Source organism: Blastococcus mobilis (genome assembly GCF_900188025.1).
GTDB classification, from domain to species: domain Bacteria; phylum Actinomycetota; class Actinomycetes; order Mycobacteriales; family Geodermatophilaceae; genus Blastococcus_B; species Blastococcus_B mobilis.
Genome location: NZ_FZNO01000001.1, coordinates 168,855 through 184,574 on the forward strand (window position 1 = coordinate 168,855; position 15,720 = coordinate 184,574).

A 15,720-nucleotide genomic window follows, 5' to 3' on the forward strand; every position below is an offset into this window, starting at 1 on the left:
CCCGGTCAGCCGATGACGACGTTCCAGGCCCGGATCGTCCAGCCGGTCACCAGCCCGTGGACGACGTAGGGATCGTGCGTGGCGAAGCGCTCGACGGCCTCGCGCGGCGCCGTCCACACCAGCAGCGCCCGGTCGTACGGGTCGGGCAGCGCGCCGGCCAGCACGAGCTCGCCGCGCTCGTGCGCGGCCCGGGCGAGGGCGAGGTGCTCCTCGCGCAGCGCCGCCCGGCGCTCCAGGTAGTCGGGGGCCAGGGAGTATTCCAGCACCAGATGCATGCCCCACTGTCACACGCGGCCGGCACCCTCAGGTGAGCGGTCGCCGCGTCCGGCCCGGCAGCACCCGCCCCGGCAGCACCGGTCCCAGTAGCACCGCGCCCAGGCCCGCTGCCACCACCGCCAGGAGGGCGACCCGCAGGCTGGTGGCGTCGGCCAGGACGCCGATCACCGGGGGCGACAGCAGGAAGCCGATCCGCAGCAGCCAGTTGATCACCGCCAGCCCGGTACCGCGCCGCAGCCCCGGCAGCTCGTCGGCGGCGTGGTAGACGGCCGGGATGAGCGTCGCGACGCCGAGTCCGGCCAGCGCGAACCCGGCCAGCGTGCTGGGCACCGACGGGAGCGCGAGGGCCAGTCCCATGCCGGCGGCGGTCAGCGCTCCGCCCACCTGGACGACCCGGCGCTGGCCGATCCGGTCGACGACGCGGTCCCCGGCGAGCCGGCCGACCGTCATCGCCCCCTGGAGCGCGACGAATCCCAGTCCCGCCGTGGCGGCACCGGCGGCGAGTTCGGTGCGGAGGTAGAGCGCGCTCCAGGAGGCGCCCGCGTCCTCCACGAAGGCGCCGCAGGTCGCCAGGACGGCGAGGGCCGCGAGCGTCAGGACGACGCCGCGCCGGGCCTGCTCCGGGGGGGCGTCCCGAGTCACCGCGCCGGCGGACTGCGGGGTGGTGTCGCGGTCGGCGTCGTCACCGCCGGGGAGCAGGGTGTGCAGAGCCAGCAGGGCGAGGACGCCGAACACGACGGCTGAGGTGCCGAGGTGGACGGCGAGCGGGATCCCGAGACCCGCGGCGGCCGAGCCGAGGAGGCCTCCGCTGACCGCGCCGATGCTCCAGATGCCGTGGAACCCGTTGAGGATCGAGCGCCGGTACAGGCGCTGCACCCGCAGCCCGTGGGCGTTCTGCGCCACGTCGACCACGGCGTCCAGCGCGCCGGTGAGGAGGAGCGCCGCAGCCAGCGCGGGCCAGTTGGGCGCCAGGCCGACCGCCCACAGACAGAGGCCGAGGACCGTCAGCCCGGAGGTGGCCACCCGGGCGGAGCCGAACCGCCGGATGAGGGGAGCGGCGGAGAGCGCGGCGAGCAGCGCACCGAGCGGGAGCGCCGCGAGTGCCGCACCGAGGGAGGCGTTGCTCAGGCCGAGGTCGGCCTTGATCTCCGGCAGCCGCGGCACGAGGTTGGCGTAGAAGACCGCGTTGAGGAAGAAGCAGGCGGCGACCGCGACCCGCGCCCGGCGCAAGCGGCGGGGAACGGTCGCCGCCTCCGCGACACGGGCGCCGGTCACCGGACGAACCGCTCGAGCGCGTGCCGGATCTGGTCGCGACCCATCGGGTCGGTGGACAGGGCGCTGTGCAGCACCAGGCCTTCGATGAGTGCGTCCAGCTCGCGGGCGGTCACGGGTTCGAAGTGCCGCTCCAGGCTCCTGCGGCTGCGCCTCATCCAGTCCTGGGTGACCGCGCGGAGCAGCGGGTTGCGGGCGGCGGCGACGTAGAGCTCCACGGCGAGCACCAGGTCGCGGGGGGAGTCCAGCAGATCGCCGGCGAGGTGGTCGACCAGGCACTCCAGCACCGCGTCCCGGTCGGCGGCGGCGCGCATCCGCTCGTCGAACCGAGGAGCGACGGTGTCCACGTGCAGCGTGAACGCCGCCGCGAGGAGCTCGTCCAGCGTGGCGAAGTGATAGGTGATCGAGCCGAGGGGGACGTCAGCGGCCCGCGCGATCGCCCGGTGGGAGGCCCCGGCGACACCGTGCGCGGCGATCACGTCCAGCGCCGTGGCCACCAGGCGGTCGCGGCGTCCCGGATCGTGGCGCCGGACCCGCCGCGCCGGCGGCGCGGCCGCTCGCCCCACGGTCACCGGCTGCCGTCCGCCTCGATGTCCAGCGACCGGACGACCCGGGCCGGGTTGCCGACGGCGACGACGTTCGCGGGCAGATCGCGGGTGACGACGGCTCCGGCGCCCACCACCGTGTTCTCGCCGATGGTGACGCCGGCCAGCACGACGGCACCGCCGCCGAGCCAGACGTTGTCGCCGATGACGATCGGCCGGGCGGCCTCCCACTTCTCCCGGCGGGGTTCCGGATCGACCGGGTGCGTGGGCGTCAGCAACTGGACGTTGGGCCCGATCTGGACGTCGTCGCCGATGGTGATGGCAGCGACGTCCAGGGCCACCAGCCCGAAGTTGGCGAAGCAGCGGGCGCCGATGCGGACGTGCGCCCCGTAGTCGATGGAGAACGGCGGCCGGATCTCCGTCCCCTCGCCGATCGCCCCGAGCAACTGCTCCAGCAGCTGTCTGCGCAGCGGGGCCTGCCGGACCGACGTCGCGTTGTAGGCAGCCATCAGGTCGAGGGCAGCGGCGCTCTGCGCGCCGATCTCCGGGTCGTCGGCGATGTAGAGGTCACCGGGGAGCATCCGCTCGCGCATGGTGCGGGTGTCGTCCACGGATCCACCGTACCCACGTATAGGAACGACCGTCCTTATCCACGACGCCGGGGCACGGGGATGATTCCGGCATGCCGCGTCTGCTCGTCGTCCACCACACCCCCTCGCCGAACCTGCAGGCGCTGCTGGAGGCGGTCAAGGAGGGTGTCGCGCTGGTCGACGGGGTCGAGCCGGTCGTGCGGCCGGCGTTGTCGGCCGGAGCCGCCGACCTGCTCGAGGCCGACGGCGTCCTGCTCGGGACGCCGGCCAACATCGGGTACATGTCCGGTGCTCTCAAGCACTTCTTCGACACGGTCTACTACCCGTGCCTCGACGCGACCGTCGGCCTGCCGTACGGCGTCTACATCCACGGTGGGGATGACACCGCCGGCGCCCTGGCGGCCATCCAGCGGATCACCGGGGCGCTGCGGTGGAAGCAGGTAGCGGCACCGCTGAGCCTGACCGGCCCACCGGCGGCCGCGGACCTCGAGACCTGCCGGGAGCTGGCTGCGACCGTCGCGATCAGCCTCTAGGGCGACGGTCTACCAGGGTCGGGTCGCCTGGAGCACCGCCTCCGAGAGTGCGCGGGTCCGCAGCTCGGTGACCTGCTGGTACTCGGGATCGGCGACCATCGCGCTGAACGCCTGGCGCGAGGGGTAGCGCACCAGCAGGACCGCGTCCCAGTCCTGGCCGTCCTCGGCCACCAGCGCCGTGGAGCCGTCGCCGGCGTACAGGATCTCGCCGCCGTACCGGGGCAGGAACGTGTCGGAGAGTGCCGCGGCGTACTGGGCGTACAGCTCGCGGCCGCCCTCGGCGTACCGGAGCAGGTTCAGCATCACCACCGGACCGCCCGGGTCCTCCTGGACGTAGCGCTTCAGGTCGGCACCGCGCGGGTCGACAGCCATTCCCGGAAGCTAGCAAGGCAGCGCGACGCGCTCGACTTCCCGGGCGGGGGTGTAGGGGTGCGGCGGCCGGGCTATGGGAGTCCCCCGACGAAAGGGCAGCCATGGTCGAGATCGACCGCGTCAGCCGCGCCCGTGCCCTCCTGCCGGCCGCGGGACGCGGCGTCCTCGCCGGCCTGCTCGGCGTGGCGGTCATGACGACGGCGGAGAAGGTCGAGCAGGCCGTCACCCACCGGCCGAACTCCTATGTCCCGGCGCGCACCCTGCTGACCCTGCTGGGCCGCCATCCGGCCGACGTCGACCAGCCGACGCTGTGGAATCACGCGATGCACTGGGGCACCGGTGCGGTGCTCGGGGCGCTGCGCGGCGTATGGGCGGCCGTGGGCATCCGCGGGCTGGAGGCGCACGTCGCGCACACGGTGGTGCGGCTGTCGACCGACCAGACCCTGGAGAACGCGACGGGGGTGGGCGCGCCGCCCGCGACCTGGCCCCGGGACGAACGCGCGGTCGACGTGCTGCACAAGGCGATCTACTCGGTCACGACCGGGCTCGTCGCCGATCGGATGATCGAGCCGTCCCTGCGGTCCCGTCGCGGAACCGTCAGTCACTGACATGGCGGACGGCACGCCGGCGGGACGTCTGCGGGGTGCCCTGAGAGGTCTGGTCCGGCCGCCCGAGCTGACGACCGGTGCGGAGCGCACCGCCTCTCGGCTGGAGCTGTTCTTCGACCTGGCCTTCGTCCTGGTCGTGGCGGAGCTGGCCATCGCACTCCGCGCCGACGTCACGCTCCACGGCGAGCTGCTCTTCGCCGGGCTGTTCACCCTCGTGTGGTGGTCGTGGATCAGCGCCACCCTCTACGCCAACCGGTTCGACCACGATGACGTCGTCTACCGGCTGTACAAGCTGGGCAGCATGGCGGCCGTCATCGGGCTGGCCGCGTCGGCGACCGAGGCGACGGGGGATCGGTACGCCATCTTCGTCGGGTGCCAGCTGCTGCTGCGGGCGACGCTCATCCTGCAGTACGGCCGGGCCTACCGGCACGTCGCGGCCGCCCGGCCGATCGCCCGGCTCTACCTGGTCGGCGCCGGCATCGGAGCGCTGCTGTGGGCGGTCTCGCTTGTCGTGCCGCGGCCGGTCGGCTTCGGGCTGTGGGCCGCGGCGGTCCTGGTCGAGGCGCTGGTGCCGCTCCTGGCGACGCGCCACTCGACCGACGTCCCCCTGCACGTGGAGCACCTGCCCGAGCGGTTCGGGCTCTTCGTGATCCTGGTGCTGGGTGAGTCGGTGGCCGGGATCGCACACGGGCTCTACTACGCGGAGTGGGCCCCGTCGGCGATCCCCGTCGCGGTGCTGTCCTTCCTACTGGCCGCCGCGCTGTGGTGGAGCTACTTCGACCTCGCCGGGGCGCGCGCCAAACGCCTGCTCAACGAGGCCGGCGGAGAGCAGAGCGACCTCTCGCACGACGTGTACGTGTTCGGTCAGCTTCCCCTCACCCTGGCGCTGGCGACGGTCGGGGCCGGGATCGAGCTGGCCGTCGTGCAGAGCGGAGCAGGCGAGGTGCCCGCCGGAACCCGGTTCCTGCTGGCCGGCGGCGTGGCGGTCTACCTGGTCTCGATGACGGTGACCGACAGCGGGATGTCGCGGGAGACCCGGAGACGCTGGTGGTGGCCGCTGGCCGCGGCCGCCTTCGCGGTGCTCGATGCCGTCCTGGAACTGCCGGCAGTGGTCGTCGTCGGTGCCCTGGCGGTGCTGATGGCCGCTGTCGTCGTCGTCGGTACGGCGGAGCGGTCGACCGGTCGGCTGGACGTGGATCCGCTGTGATCGGCCGCGCAGTGCCTCCGTGCACGCCCTGACCGGCCTGCGAGCGGGTGCCTGCCGCGTGGCAGGCTCGACGGGTGGAGCGCGTGGGCTTGGTGCTGGGCGGCGGTGGCGTCGTCGGCCAGGCGTACCACGCCGGTGTGCTGGCCGTCCTGCAGCACGACTTCGGGTTCGACGCCCGCGGGGCCGACATGATCGTCGGCACGTCGGCGGGTTCGATCACCGGCACCCTGCTCCGGCTCGGCGTCTCGGCGGAGGACCTGGCCGCCTGGACGGTGAAGGCCCCGCTGTCCGGAGACGACGACGTGCTGCGGCAGATGGCCGAGGCGCGGGTCCCGGAGCTCGCACCCTTCCGACCACTGGAGCTGCTGCGCCGCCCGTTGCGGCCGCCGGGCCGGCACATGGTGGCGCGGGCCCTGACCCGGCCCCTGCAGTTCCGGCCCATGGCGGCGGGCATGGCTCTCATGGCGCCCGGACGGCACGACATCCTCGAGCAGCTCGCGGCGCTGCGCGAGCTCGAGCGACCGGAATGGCCGGAGCCGGACCTCTGGATCTGTGCCGTGCGACGGCGGGACGGGCGCCGTGTGGTGTTCGGCCGCCGGGGTTCACCCGAGGCGCCGATCCACCGGGCGGTCGGAGCGTCGTGCGCCGTGCCGGGCTATTTCGCCCCCGTGCAGATCGGCCGGCACAGCTACATCGACGGGGGTGTGCACTCGTCGACCAACGCGGCGGTCCTGCGGTGGCAGGAGCTGGACGTCGTCATCGTCATCGCGCCGATGAGCGGCCCCGCCGGTTGGCGTCCCGGGTTCTTCCCGGCAGCCCGCCGGTACTCCGAACGGCTGCTGCAGCGAGAGGTCAGGGCCCTGCAGGCGGCCGGGATCCGGACCGTCGTCTTCACCCCCGGCCGGGGGGAACAGCAGGTCATGGGCACCGACATGATGTCGCGCCGCCGGCTCGACGAGGTCATCCAGCAGTCGTTCCTGGCGGCCGGAGCCCATGCGGCCACGCCCGAGGTCGCCGAGCTCATCCGCGCGGTGACCGACGGCCGGGCCCGCTGATCCGACCGACGGTCCGCCACCTGCGACGGCGGACGACGCCGGTCAGCCGTTGAGCTCGAGCACCTGCATCGTCTCGGCCCGCACCTCGGCGCGCAGGGTGGCGTCCTCCGACAGCCGGCGTCCGTAGGAGGGGATGGCCTCCTGCAGGGCCGGTCGCCAGGCCGGGATGCGGTCGGGGAAGCACTGCTCGAGCAGGGTGATCATCGCCGACACCGCCGTCGAGGCGCCGGGCGAGGCGCCGAGCAGACCGGCGATCGAGCCGCCCCCGCCCACGACGAGCTCGGTACCGAACTGCAGGACGCCGCGGCCGGTCGCCGGGTCGCGCTTGATCACCTGGACCCGCTGGCCGGCGGTGATCATCTCCCAGTCGTGCTCCTGGGCCTCGGGCACGAAGTCGGTCAGGGTCGCGTGCCGATCCGAGCGGGACTGCATCAGCTCGCCGATCAGGTACCGGGTGAGCGCGAGCTCGGTCCGCGCCACGCCCAGCAGCGACCCGAGGTTGTTCGGGCGGACGCTGCGCGGCAGGTCGAACATCGAGCCGGCCTTCAGGAACTTCGGCGAGAAGCCGGCGTAGGGCCCGAACAGCAGGGAGTGGTCGCCGTCGATGAGCCGGAGATCGAGGTGCGGGACCGACATCGGCGGCGCGCCGACGGCGGCCTGGCCGTAGACCTTGGCCTGGTGCCGGCCGACCAGCTCGGGGGAGGTGGTCCGCAGGAACTGGCCGCTGACCGGGAAGCCGCCGAAGCCGCGGATCTCGGGGATGGCGGCGGCCTGCAGCAGCGGCAGGGCGCCGCCGCCGGCGCCGACGAACACGAAGCGGGTGCGGACGGTCCGGCGCTCGCCGGTGACCGCGTCCCGCACGGTGACGACCCAGCGGCCGTCGGTGTCCTGCTGCAGCTTCTGCACCCGCTGGTTGCAGTGCACCGTCACACCACGGGTGGCGGCGTCGTCGAGCATGAGTCGGGTGAGGGCGCCGAAGTTCACGTCGGTCCCGGCCGCCGACCGGGTGGCGGCGACGATCTGCCCCGGGTCGCGGCCGGCCATCATCAGCGGGAGCCAGTCGGCGAGCTCCGCGGCGTCCTCCGTGTACTCCAGGCCCTCGAACAGCGGCTGCGCGGCGAGGGCCGCGTGCCGGGTGCGCATGTAGGCACGCCCCTCCTCGCCGGTGACGAAGCTGAGGTGGGGGACCGGGGTGATGAAGTCCTTGGGCGAGCCCGTCATGCCGCCGCGCACCAGGTAGGACCAGAACTGGCGGGAGACCTGGAACTGCTCGTTGATCGTGACGGCCTTGGCCGGGTCCACGCGCCCGTCCGGGCCGGCCGGCGTGTAGTTCAGCTCGCAGAGGGCGGCGTGCCCGGTGCCGGCGTTGTTCCAGGCGTCCGAGCTCTCCCCGGCGACGTCCGCCGCGGACTCGAAGACCGTGACGTTCCAGTGCGGGGCCACGACACCGAAGAGCGCGGCCAGCGTCGCGCTCATGATGCCGCCCCCGACGAGGACCACGTCGGGGTTCGCGCTGTCGCCTACTACGCCACTCTCGGAAGTCACGTCTGCCTCTCCGGCCGATCAGGAAGTGCGCCGGCGGCGCAGTTCTCCCGATCGTCGGACGAACGGGCCCGATACGTGCACTTCTGAGGCTGTGAGCTATCTCCACCTTGTGACCTTCGCCATTCCGTGGCCTCGCGGTGAGCCGTCGGAGCAGGTCAGGCGGCCGTCGCCGGAGGGCCGAGGGCCAGCGCCCGTCACTCCTCCGGGCGAGAGCCCCGGCGCCGTCCAGCCCCGGAACCGATTCCCCCGGGCAGACGGCGGCCACGTCAGCTCAGGGACACGCCGTCCACGTAGCGCCACTGGCCGCCGTCGCGGACGAACCGGCTGTTCTCGTGCTGGGTGCCGGCCACACCGCCACTCAGGTAGTGGGCGCGGAACTCCACGGTGCCCTCGGAGCCCAGCAGCGAACCCCCGCTCGTGGCGAGCACGTCGAGGCCGATCCAGCGCACGTCGCGGTCGAGGTCCAGCGATCGCGGCCGGGTGGTCCGGTGCCACGTGGCGAGCAGGTACCCGGCGTCGCCGAGGACGAAGGCGCTGTACCGCGAGCGCATCAGCTGTTCGGCCGTCGCCGCGGTCGCCTCTCCCGCGTGCAGCCGGCCGCAGCACTCGGCGAGCGGCAGACCGCTTCCGCAGGGGCAGCGTCGGGGCGGCACGGACCCAGTGTTCCTCGGGCCGGCCCCCGCTCGGCTCCCGGGTGCTGTCGCCCGGCCGAGCGCGCACGATGGCTGCATGGCGGATCTCGCGGGTCCGGCTTACGCCGCCCTCGGTGACTCCATCTCCATCGACGACTACGCGGGCGGCCCCGGCCGGGGCGGTGCCAGCCTGCTGTTCGCCAACCGCGACGAGGACTTCCCGGAGTGGCGCGGTCGTGATCTCCGAACCGTCCACCCGGAAACGACGTTCTCCCTGCTCGCTACCGACGGCGCGACCACCCGGACGCTCCTGCAGGCGCAGCTCCCTCGCCTCCGGGCGCTCGGCGTCCGGCCCTCCCTGGTCACCCTGACGATCGGCGGCAACGACCTGCTCGCTGCCTACGGGGACACCCGCGGCGCCCGCGACGTGATCGCGGGCGTGCAGGCGGCCGTCGACACCGCGCTGGCACAGCTCACCGGCGTCTGTGCCCCCGCTGCCCGGATCGTGCTCGGGACGGTCTACGACCCCAGTGACGGGACCGGCGACGCCGCCCGGCTGGGGCTCCCGCCGTGGCCCGACGCCGTGGCGGTCATCGGTGAGCTGAACGATGCGCTGCGCACCGTCGCCGCCCGGCACGGCGCCGTCGTCGCCGAGATCGCACAGCTCTTCCAGGGCCACGGTCTGCTGGCCGGCGATCCCTCGCGGCGGGAGCCGCGACCGGCGGAGCGGGACCTGTGGTTCTGCGACCTCATCGAACCCAACGCCTGGGGGGCCGGCGGTGTGCGGGCCGCCTTCTGGGCCGCCGCGCACGACGGCGACCCGTGACGGGGGCAGGGGCGGGGAGGAGCGGAGCGGTGCGGACGCGGCGACGGTTCCTCCTCGCAGGCGCCCGGCTGGCCGCCGGGGCGCTGCTGGCGGGCTGCGCCGTCCCGGAGCGGGAGGGGCGCGCGCCCGACCGCCGACGAGGCGGTGCCGAGCTGGCGGTGCGCCCGCCAACCGGGGCACCGGAACCGGGTGCGGAGCCGGTGACCCCGGGCGACCGGCCGCTGGGCCTGGTCGCCGAGCGGGACCCGGTCCTGCACGTACCCCCCGGGCTCGTGCCCGGGCGGGCCGCACCACTGCTGGTCTCGTTGCACGGCGCGGGTGGTTCCGCCGCGGCCGGGCTGGCGCTGCTCCAGCCGCTGGCCGACGAGCACGGCCTGCTGGTCGTGGCGCCGGCGTCGCGCGGAGCGACGTGGGACGCCGTCCGCGACGGCTACGGCCCCGACGCGGACCTGATCGGCCGGGCGCTGGAGACGGTCTTCGCCATGGTTCCCGTGGACCCCGAGCGGATCGCCGTGGCGGGCTTCTCCGACGGCGCCTCGTACGCGCTGGGTCTCGGTCTGGCCAACGGCGAGCTGTTCGGCCGAATCGTCGCGTTCTCCCCGGGATTCGTGCCCCCGGGAGGCCGGACGGGCCGGCCGGAGGTGTTCGTGTCCCACGGCGACGCCGACGACGTCCTGCCCGTCGACCGGACCAGCCGGCGGATCGTGCCCTCCCTCGAGGACGACGGCTACGACGTCACCTATCGGGAGTTCGCCGGCGGGCACACCGTTCCACCCGAGATCGCCCGGGCGGCCGTCGACTGGCTCGGCTGGAAGACGGGCGGCTGATCCGGATGCTGCGGACGGCCGGATCGTGCCTAGCCCGCCGTCGAGCGGGTAGCGGCAGGGGCATGGATGCGATCACCCTCGGGAAGGCCGGCCTGCAGGGCTGGCGCGCACGAGTGGCAGATGTCGTGGCGGAGCCCGTCGCGCGGCGCGCGGGGCTCGCCGACGAGCAGGTACGCGCCGCGATCGGTGGGCTGTTCCTCGCGTTGTCGGTCTTCTACGTCGCGGCTGCCGTCAGGCGTCTGGCGAGCGGGGGCTGAGGCCCGCTCGAAGCCCTGATGCGCCGTGCCCGCCTGCGACTGCCCGCGCACGGCTGGGCGGTCCTGGAGGCCTGACCATGCCGAGCAAGCCGCTGCCCGACGTCGTCGCGCCGGACCTCGACGTCCTGTTCTGCGGGATCAACCCGTCACTGGCCTCCGCCGCCCGGGGGCACCACTTCGCCCGGCCCGGTAACCGGTTCTGGCCCGCGCTCCACCTCGCCGGTCTGACGCCGCGGCAGCTCGCGCCCGAGGAGGACCGGCAGCTGCTCGACCACGGCCTGGGCGTCACGAACGTGGTGGATCGGGCCACGCGCACGGCCGCCGAGCTCTCGCCGGCCGAGCTGCGGGAGGGAGCGGAGCGGCTCGCCGAGCTCGTCTCGGAGTACCGGCCCCGGGTGCTGGCGGTCCTGGGCATCACGGCCTGGCGCGTGGGGTTCGACCGGCCACGGGCGGCGGTCGGCCGCCAACCGGAGACGGTCGGCGGGTCCGCGACCTGGGTCGTCCCGAACCCGAGTGGGCTCAACGCCCACGTGCAGCTGCCGGACCTCGCACGGATCTACCGGCAGCTGCGGCCGCCTCGGGACGACGTCGGCCCCCCGGACTCCTGATCAAGAGGTGGTCGGCCACCGTCCGGGTAGGGAGCTGTCATGGACCAGGCTCGGCGACCTCGGGAGGGCAGCGTCCGCGTCGGCGACGGCCGGACGCTCGCGTACGCCGAATGGGGGGACCCCGACGGCTGGCCCGTCCTCGGTTGTCACGGGTCGCCGAGCTCCCGGCTGGAGCGACACGTCGAGGACGACGGTGCCTACCGGCGCTGGGGGGTGCGCTTCATCGTTCCCGACCGGCCGGGCTTCGGGCGGTCCGACCCCCACCCGGACCGTCGCGTCATGGACTGGCCGGCCGACGTGGCGCACCTGCTGGACCACCTCCGGATCGACCGGTTCGCCGTGCTCAGCCTGTCGGGTGGTGCCGCCTACGCGCTGGCCTGCGCGCACGTCTTCAAGGACCGGGTCCGCGCCGTCGGGGTGCTCGGCGGCGCGCCGCCCCCCGACGTCCCGTGGCCGTGGCCGGGTTGGGTGCCGACGAGCATGCGGGCGGCCGCGCACCGGCCCTCACCCGCGGCCGCGTTGCTGCGGCCGGTCTTCGCTCCCACGGCGGTGCGCCCGGCGATGATCCCCCGGTACCTGCAGGTGCGGCTCAACCCGGCCGACCGCCGGGTGATCGGCCGGCCCGCCGTCCGCCGCATCCTCTCCGAGACCTTCACGGAGGGCCTGCGGCACGGGTCGGCCGCGCTGGCGCACGACCGCGCCCTGCTCTTCCGGCCGTGGGGGTTCCCCCTGTCCTCGGTCCACCAGCACGTCGACATCTGGCACGGGACGCAGGACTGGCTGGTGCCGGTGGCCCTCGGGCGGGTGCTCGGCGCGATGCTGCCGGACTCCTCCGTCCATTGGTTCCCCGGGGAGGGGCACTTCCTCGTGTTCGACCACGCCGAGCAGGTCTACGCGGCGCTCCGTCCGTGAGGGCGAGGTCCCGGGCCGGCACGGGAGCGGCCCGGGTGTGACGGCGGCACGAGTCGGCGGAGACCGCCGTCGTGCAGCCGTCGCCGGCTTCCTACGACGAGGCCCCCTACGACGAGGCCTCCTACGACGCGGCCCGGGACCCTGCCGTGGCCGGAAGACCGCCCTCTGCGTCGTCGGGTCGTGACTCCGCGACGGTGTTGCCCGTGAAGGTGGCGGCCGCACCGTCGTCGTCGCGTCCCGAACGCTGGGCCGGCGGCCGGGGTGCCGCCAGCGGGAGGGCGGCCGGGTCGGCGCGGCCCCATTCGGTCTCGACGTCGGCGAGCAGGGCCTCGAGGTAGGAGCGCAGCTGCACGCGACATGCCTGGCCGAACGCCTTGAGGTAGGCCACCTGCTCCTGGAGCTCCTCCATGCTCCGGGCCCCGCTGTCGGCTCCGGCCGGGACGTCTCCACCGATCTTCGCCGCGGCCTCCTGAGCGGCCTGGATGATCGCTCCGGCGTTCTCCCTCGCCAGTCGGATCTGCTCCTCGTACTCGGCTCGCGCCTCGCTGGTCACCTGCCGGCTGAACTCTTCGGCCTCGGCGACGTAGTTGTCCGCGGTCTGCTGCGCGACGGCCAGGATGCGCACCGCCTGCTCGCTCGGGGGCACCTGCGCCGGTGCCCCGTCCACCTGGGCCTCCAGGGCCCGCACCCGGTCCCGCAGCTCGGCCTTCTCCGCGATGAGCCGGGCAAGCTCCTCGGCGGCCCGGTGCATCACGCGGTCCACCTCGGTGTCGACGTAGCCGGGACGCAGCATGGAGGCACGCGTGAACTGCAGGTTCTGGAGGTCGGCCGGCATGATGCCCCGGTCGCCGTTGCTGGACCCGTTCGGTGTGCTGCTCATTCGGTCACCTCTCCGTCAACACTGGGCCCCGGTCGGCTGGGGGCGAAGACCTCGCTGGCAATGCGCTGTGGTGGTACGCCGTGCTGCTGGAGCCGCGAGACGGTGTCCTCCACCATCGGCGCGGGTCCGGCGACGCACACCTCCCGGCTCAGCCACGGACCGTGTCGCACGACCACCTCACCGACCTCTCCCTGCTCCAGCGATGACATCTTGTCGTCGGAGACCGCGAAGGTGACGCTCAGCCACGGGTTGGCCTGCTCGAGCTGCCGGAGGGCGGCCCGATCGTAGATCTGGTTTTCGGTGCGGAAGCCGAGGAACAGGTCGACGCGGCGGGCCGGGCCCCTGCGGGCGACCTGGTCGACCAGGGCCTTGAGCGGGGCCAGCCCCATGCCGCCGCCGACCAGCAGGAGGTCGCGATCGGAGTCGGCGTCCAGGGTGAGGTGACCCAGGGGAGGGCCGAGGCGGAGCACGTCTCCCACCCCCACCCGGCGCACCAGCGCAGAGCTGACCGGGCCGCCGTCGCGCGCCTTCACGTGGATCTCCAGGAGGCCGTCCGGGCGGGGAGCGTTGGCGGGGGAGTAGTAGCGCCACAGCCGGGGCCGGAGGTCGGTCTCGAGCGAGACCGACTGACCGGGCAGATAGTCGTACTGCGTGCGCGGCCGCACCTGGAGGACGGCGACGTCGAGCGTGCGGCGCTCGTGCTCGACGACGTCGGCTTCCCACCACGCCGGCTGCCCGGAGGCCTCCTCGGCCGCCTGGACCATCACCGTGGCGACGAGGTCGTAGGCCTCCGTCCAGCTCTTGGCGAGCTCGGGGGTCCACGCGTCGTCGAAGTGCTCGAGGGTGGCGAGCAGGCTGGCCCCCACGGCCGGATAGTGCGCCGCGAGGGTCCCGAACTTGCGGTGGTCGCGCCCGAGCTGCTGGAGGATGGGCACGAGGGCGTCGAGGTCGTCCACCCTCGCGACCACGTCGCCGAGGGCGCTGAACAGCCGGTCACGTTGGTGGGCCATCGAGACCGGGAACATCTGGCGGGTCTCGGGATGGCTCAGGAACAGGTGGGAGTAGAAGTACAGCGGGGCCTCGTCCCCGGTGGCTGCGGCTTTGGCGAAGTTCGCCCGCATCGCGGCGATGTCCACGCTCGCCTCCTTCCTCGATCGCATGCGGTGGCCGGGCCTCGTCGTCGGGCGCTCGGCCGGGGAACCCGGAACGGACGGTCAGCCGGGCAGGGGAGCACCTCCGTCGGACGCGCCGGGCGTCGCCTCCGTGGCCAGGTCGGCCTGCCACAGGTCAGGGCCGAACACCTCGTACTGGATGTCGCGGGCGGCCACCCCCCGGTCGATCAAGGTGCTGCGGACGCTCTTCATGAAGGGCAACGGCCCGCAGAGGTAGTAGCCCGCACCCTCGGGGAGCTTGACGTCGTCGAGGTCGATCATGCCGGAGTGGACGCCGTCGACCGGGAGGCTGCTGTCGGCACCACGCTCGTACCAGACGTGCGCCGTCCCCTCCGGCAACCGGCGCAGGTCCGCGAGCACCTGCTCGCGCAGGGCGAAGGACGCCTCGTCGACGTCGGCGTGCAGCAGCGTGATCGGCAGGTGCGACCCGGCGGCGGTCAGGTGGGAGAGCATCCCGGCCATCGGGGTGATGCCGATGCCGGCGCTGATGAACACCACCGGACGGCCGGAGTCGTCGAGGACGACGTCCCCGAACGGCAGCGACATGGTCAGCCGGTCGCCGACGCCCACGGTGTCGCAGAGGAGATTGGACACCTCGCCGTCGGGCTTGCCCCCGCCGCGCACCCGTTTGACCGAGAACTGGCGGTGCTCCCCGTCGTCGGCCTTGGTGAGGCTGTACTGCCGCGGTTGGCGCACGCCGTCCGGCATGGGCACCTGCACGGTCACGTACTGCCCGGGCAGCGAGGTCTTCACCAGCCGGTCGCCGACCCGCCGCATCCGGAACGTCACGACCTCCTCGGTCTCGGGGATCTTCTCGGCGACCTCCCACTCGCGCCACACCGTCTCGGGGCGCACGCCCCCGGCGCTGTAGAGGCCCCGCTCCTGGTTGATCAGCGCGTACGCCATCAGCCAGTAGACCTCGTCCCAGGCCGCCGCCACCTCGGGCGTCACGGCGTCGCCCAGCACGTCGACGATCGCCCAGAACAGGTTGTCGTGGACGACGTCGTACTGGGCCGGGGTGACGCCGAGGGAGGCGTGCTTGTGCGCGATCCGCGAGAGAAGGTGCTCGGGCGTCTGCTCCGGCACCTTCAGCAGCGAACCGGCGAACACGGCCACCGAGCCGGCGAGGGCCATCTGCTGGGTCCGCTCGGCCTGGTTCCCGCGGTTGAAGACGCCGTCGATCAGTTCCGGATGCTCGCCGAAGAGGTGCGCGTAGAAGCGCGTCGCGATCTCGGCGATGTTGTCCGCGACGACGGGCAGCGTCGCCTCGATCACGGGACGGGATCGGTCCGAGAGCACGTGTCCTCCTTGCCAGTCGACTAGCCCCCCGCTGGCACGGTCATGATCCGTGCGAAGCCGCTACCCGTTCGGACGGAAATGAGGCCTCCGGATCCGTCCGGGCGTGTCGCCCCGTCCAGTCATCGGGCCACCGCCATCCGGCCAGGTCAGCCGGGAGCCGGCCGCGGACGGGCGCCCGTGGTCGGCCTCCTGCGATCGACGACGGTCACCGGCGACCCGCTGACGCGCCGGCTGCGGGAGACGTTCCGGGACGACGACGTCCCTCGGGAATCCGCCGAGCGGGACACCTCCGCCGGTCGGTCCG

General features: G+C 73.6%; 19 protein-coding genes. 9 read left to right on the plus strand and 10 right to left on the minus strand.

Features of this window, described 5'->3' with window-relative positions; translation table 11 throughout:
- Window positions 1–5: 5 nt before the first annotated feature.
- Genes CHB94_RS00850 through CHB94_RS00865 form a run of 4 tightly spaced genes read right to left on the minus strand, consistent with a single transcriptional unit; the run spans window position 6 to window position 2,704 of the window.
- Entirely contained in the window at window positions 6–275 is a 270-nt protein-coding gene (locus tag CHB94_RS00850) for a YciI-like protein (protein ID WP_089334684.1), read from the minus strand.
- A 28-nt stretch (window positions 276–303) separates the two neighbouring features.
- The gene (locus CHB94_RS00855; RefSeq protein ID WP_089334685.1) at window positions 304–1,551 is read right to left on the minus strand and encodes an MFS transporter; all 1,248 of its coding nucleotides are present in this window, start codon (window positions 1,549–1,551) and stop codon (window positions 304–306) included.
- A complete protein-coding gene (locus tag CHB94_RS00860; protein ID WP_254920317.1) occupies window positions 1,548–2,120 on the minus strand; it encodes a TetR/AcrR family transcriptional regulator in 573 nt (190 codons plus the stop codon). Before CHB94_RS00860 ends, CHB94_RS00855 begins: the two co-directional genes overlap by 4 nt.
- The gene (locus tag CHB94_RS00865; protein WP_254920318.1) at window positions 2,117–2,704 is read right to left on the minus strand and encodes a sugar O-acetyltransferase; all 588 of its coding nucleotides are present in this window, start codon (window positions 2,702–2,704) and stop codon (window positions 2,117–2,119) included. Before CHB94_RS00865 ends, CHB94_RS00860 begins: the two co-directional genes overlap by 4 nt.
- A 71-nt stretch (window positions 2,705–2,775) precedes the next feature.
- Here CHB94_RS00865 and CHB94_RS00870 point away from each other — a divergent pair, with 71 nt between their 5' ends.
- Window positions 2,776–3,216, plus strand: coding sequence for a flavodoxin family protein (locus CHB94_RS00870; protein WP_089334686.1), 441 nt, complete (start codon window positions 2,776–2,778; stop codon window positions 3,214–3,216).
- 9 nt (window positions 3,217–3,225) lie between these two features.
- Here the strand turns inward: CHB94_RS00870 and CHB94_RS00875 are convergent, their stop codons facing one another.
- Window positions 3,226–3,588 carry a DUF1330 domain-containing protein gene (locus tag CHB94_RS00875; protein WP_089334687.1) on the minus strand — a complete coding sequence of 121 codons (363 nt, stop codon included), beginning with the start codon at window positions 3,586–3,588 and terminating at the stop codon, window positions 3,226–3,228.
- Between the two features lie 101 nt (window positions 3,589–3,689).
- On the opposite strand from CHB94_RS00875, the gene CHB94_RS00880 reads away from it, so the two are divergent.
- The 3 genes from CHB94_RS00880 (at window position 3,690) to CHB94_RS00890 (ending at window position 6,458) form a co-directional block, all read left to right on the plus strand.
- Window positions 3,690–4,196 (plus strand): hypothetical protein, encoded by a 507-nt coding sequence (locus CHB94_RS00880; protein ID WP_254920319.1) that lies wholly within the window; start codon window positions 3,690–3,692, stop codon window positions 4,194–4,196.
- A gap of 1 nt (window position 4,197) precedes the next feature.
- Window positions 4,198–5,403: a low temperature requirement protein A gene (locus tag CHB94_RS00885; RefSeq protein WP_089334688.1), complete on the plus strand. Its 1,206-nt coding sequence runs from the start codon at window positions 4,198–4,200 to the stop codon at window positions 5,401–5,403.
- Between the two features lie 74 nt (window positions 5,404–5,477).
- Entirely contained in the window at window positions 5,478–6,458 is a 981-nt protein-coding gene (locus CHB94_RS00890) for a patatin-like phospholipase family protein (protein WP_089334689.1), read from the plus strand.
- Window positions 6,459–6,500: 42 nt separating this feature from the next.
- Here CHB94_RS00890 and mqo read toward each other — a convergent pair whose 3' ends face one another.
- Window positions 6,501–8,003 carry a malate dehydrogenase (quinone) gene (gene mqo, locus CHB94_RS00895; protein ID WP_089334690.1) on the minus strand — a complete coding sequence of 501 codons (1,503 nt, stop codon included), beginning with the start codon at window positions 8,001–8,003 and terminating at the stop codon, window positions 6,501–6,503.
- 266 nt (window positions 8,004–8,269) lie between these two features.
- A complete protein-coding gene (locus CHB94_RS00900) occupies window positions 8,270–8,656 on the minus strand; it encodes a YchJ family protein (RefSeq protein ID WP_089334691.1) in 387 nt (128 codons plus the stop codon).
- A gap of 76 nt (window positions 8,657–8,732) precedes the next feature.
- Here CHB94_RS00900 and CHB94_RS00905 point away from each other — a divergent pair, with 76 nt between their 5' ends.
- The 5 genes from CHB94_RS00905 (at window position 8,733) to CHB94_RS00925 (ending at window position 12,065) form a co-directional block, all read left to right on the plus strand.
- On the plus strand, window positions 8,733–9,461 hold the full coding sequence (locus CHB94_RS00905; protein WP_089334692.1) for an SGNH/GDSL hydrolase family protein: 729 nt from the start codon (window positions 8,733–8,735) through the stop codon (window positions 9,459–9,461).
- 29 nt (window positions 9,462–9,490) lie between these two features.
- Window positions 9,491–10,288 carry an alpha/beta hydrolase gene (locus tag CHB94_RS00910; protein ID WP_089334693.1) on the plus strand — a complete coding sequence of 266 codons (798 nt, stop codon included), beginning with the start codon at window positions 9,491–9,493 and terminating at the stop codon, window positions 10,286–10,288.
- A 62-nt stretch (window positions 10,289–10,350) separates the two neighbouring features.
- Window positions 10,351–10,545, plus strand: a complete 195-nt coding sequence (locus CHB94_RS00915) for a hypothetical protein (protein ID WP_089334694.1) — start codon at window positions 10,351–10,353, stop codon at window positions 10,543–10,545.
- A gap of 77 nt (window positions 10,546–10,622) precedes the next feature.
- The gene (mug, locus tag CHB94_RS00920; protein WP_089334695.1) at window positions 10,623–11,153 is read left to right on the plus strand and encodes a G/U mismatch-specific DNA glycosylase; all 531 of its coding nucleotides are present in this window, start codon (window positions 10,623–10,625) and stop codon (window positions 11,151–11,153) included.
- 39 nt (window positions 11,154–11,192) lie between these two features.
- Window positions 11,193–12,065 carry an alpha/beta fold hydrolase gene (locus tag CHB94_RS00925; RefSeq protein ID WP_089334696.1) on the plus strand — a complete coding sequence of 291 codons (873 nt, stop codon included), beginning with the start codon at window positions 11,193–11,195 and terminating at the stop codon, window positions 12,063–12,065.
- A 121-nt stretch (window positions 12,066–12,186) separates the two neighbouring features.
- Here the strand turns inward: CHB94_RS00925 and CHB94_RS00930 are convergent, their stop codons facing one another.
- From CHB94_RS00930 to CHB94_RS00940, 3 genes are all read right to left on the minus strand, one after another.
- Window positions 12,187–12,945, minus strand: a complete 759-nt coding sequence (locus CHB94_RS00930; protein ID WP_089334697.1) for a DivIVA domain-containing protein — start codon at window positions 12,943–12,945, stop codon at window positions 12,187–12,189.
- Window positions 12,942–14,081, minus strand: coding sequence for a globin domain-containing protein (locus tag CHB94_RS00935; RefSeq protein WP_089334698.1), 1,140 nt, complete (start codon window positions 14,079–14,081; stop codon window positions 12,942–12,944). The genes CHB94_RS00930 and CHB94_RS00935 overlap by 4 nt, the downstream gene beginning before the upstream one ends.
- Before the next feature lie 78 nt (window positions 14,082–14,159).
- Entirely contained in the window at window positions 14,160–15,416 is a 1,257-nt protein-coding gene (locus CHB94_RS00940; RefSeq protein ID WP_089334699.1) for a globin domain-containing protein, read from the minus strand.
- Window positions 15,417–15,720: the final 304 nt, after the last annotated feature.